Annotated in this window: 2 protein-coding genes; both read left to right on the top strand. The window is 66.5% G+C overall.

What is annotated here, in order from left to right; translation table 11 throughout:
* Positions 1-630: RodZ domain-containing protein (locus AC1DKD_RS40870; RefSeq protein ID WP_477144708.1), on the top strand; the 630-nt coding region annotated here is incomplete at its 5' end.
* 51 nt (positions 631-681) lie between these two features.
* Positions 682-1,974, top strand: coding sequence for a flavodoxin-dependent (E)-4-hydroxy-3-methylbut-2-enyl-diphosphate synthase (gene ispG / locus AC1DKD_RS40865; RefSeq protein WP_441632042.1), 1,293 nt, complete (start codon positions 682-684; stop codon positions 1,972-1,974).
* Positions 1,975-2,107: the final 133 nt, after the last annotated feature.

Here is a 2,107-nt window from a genome sequence, read left to right as displayed (position 1 = left end):
GGCTCGGGTGGCTCCGGTGGCCGCTGGATCTGGCTGGCCCTGGTCGTCGCCGTGATTGGCGGCGGCGTGTTGTTCGGCCTGGACCATTTCAAGCAATGGATGGAAGCGCGAAAGGAAAACCTCACGGCGCCTCCGGCAGCGGAAGCGACGGTGCAAGGCGGCGAGCCAGGTACCGTGACGGCCGCGCTGCCACCGGTGATGGCTGCGTCCGACGCCCCCGCGCCTTCCGAGGCGCTGCCGGCCAGTGGCCCCGCCGTGGTGGCGCCGGCGGCCCCGGCCTCCGCCGGGATTGCCGCTTCGGCAGCGGCACCAGCGCCTGCGATGCCTGCGTCAGCGGCACCAGCGGCTGCGGCGCCCGCCGCAACCGCGGTATCAACTGCGGTGGCCGGTACCGGCGAGTTGCGGATCCGTTTTGCTTCCGACACCTGGTATGAGATTCGCGACCGCGGCGGCAAGGTCGTACTCGGCGGCACCGCGCGTGCCGGCCAGGATCTGAGTGGCGGTGGTACGCCGCCTTATAAAATCGTGATCGGCAATGTCAAGGGCGTCGAGTCGCTGACCCGCAACGGCACGCCGGTCGACCTGCAGTCCGCGAACCGCAACAACGTGGCGCGCCTGACGCTGCCCTGAAACGTCGTTTCTCCAGCCATGCGTATCTCCGCATTGCAAGGTGGTAATGCTATGAATCAACAGGCTTGTATGCCGGTCCTGCCCGGCCCGTTGCCCCGCCGCAAGACGCGCCAGGCGCGCGTGGTGTGGGGCGACAACGTGGTCACCATCGGTGGCGATGCGCCCGTGCGCGTGCAGTCGATGACGAATACCGACACGGTGGACGCCATCGGCACCGCGATCCAGGTCAAGGAGCTGGCGCGTGCCGGTTCCGAGATCGTGCGCATCACGGTCAATACGCCGGAAGCCGCGGCGGCGGTGCCGGCCCTGCGCGAGCAGTTGGACCGCATGGGCGTGAATGTGCCGCTGGTGGGCGACTTCCACTACAACGGCCATAAGCTGCTGCAGGATTTCCCCGACTGCGCCAAGGCGCTGTCGAAGTACCGCATCAACCCGGGCAACGTAGGGCAGGGCGCGAAGCGCGACACGCAATTCGCGCAGATGATCGAGATGGCCTGCCGGCATGACAAGCCGGTGCGCATCGGCGTCAACTGGGGCAGTCTGGACCAGTCACTGCTGGCGCGCGTCATGGACGAGAACGCGCAGCGCGCCGAGCCGTGGCCGGCCCAGAACGTGATGGTCGAGGCGTTGATCACCTCCGCCATCGAGTCGGCGAAGAAGGCCGAGGAAATCGGCCTGCCCGGCAATCAGATCATCCTGTCGTGCAAGGTTTCGCAAGTGCAGGAGCTGATCGCGGTCTACCGCGAGCTGACCAAGCGGTGCGACTACGCCTTGCACCTAGGGCTGACCGAGGCGGGCATGGGCAGCAAGGGCATCGTGGCCTCCACCGCCGCGCTCTCGGTGCTGTTGCAGGAAGGCATCGGCGACACCATCCGCATCTCGCTGACCCCGGAACCCGGTGCCGCGCGCGAGAAGGAAGTTTATGTGGGGCAGGAGATCCTGCAGACCATGGGACTGCGCAACTTCACCCCGATGGTGATTGCCTGCCCCGGCTGCGGCCGCACCACCAGCACTACCTTCCAGGAACTGGCGTCCAGTATCCAGAGCTACCTGCGCGAGCAGATGCCCACCTGGAAGACTGCCTACCCAGGCGTGGAAGAAATGGATGTGGCCGTGATGGGCTGCATCGTGAACGGGCCGGGCGAAAGCAAGCATGCCAATATCGGCATCTCGCTGCCGGGCTCGGGCGAATCGCCGGCGGCGCCGGTGTTCGTCGACGGCGTCAAGGTCAAGACGCTGCGCGGCGATCGGATTGCCGAGGAATTCCAGGCGATCGTCGATGACTATGTGCGGACCCGTTACGGCAAGGACGCCGGACGCGCAGGCAATGAGGCGGCAGCCTGAGCCATCAAGGCCAGGCGCTGCAGGGAAATACAAGAGAAGATGAACCAACCCGTGAATCCGGCGGCCGCCAGCGACGGCGCCAAGGCCGACAGCAAGATCAAGTTGCCCAAGGCACTGCAGGGCGTCAAGGGCA

It is taken from the genome of Cupriavidus sp. 05T313 (assembly GCF_056396665.1).
The sequence above is the reverse complement of the archived record's forward strand: the minus strand, read 5'-3'. Positions and strand labels throughout refer to the sequence as shown.

Excerpts from the sequence above, each read along its gene's own strand:
- ispG (WP_441632042.1), top strand. The coding sequence starts at position 682 with ATGAATCAACAGGCTTGTATGCCGGTCCTGCCCGGCCCGTTGCCCCGC.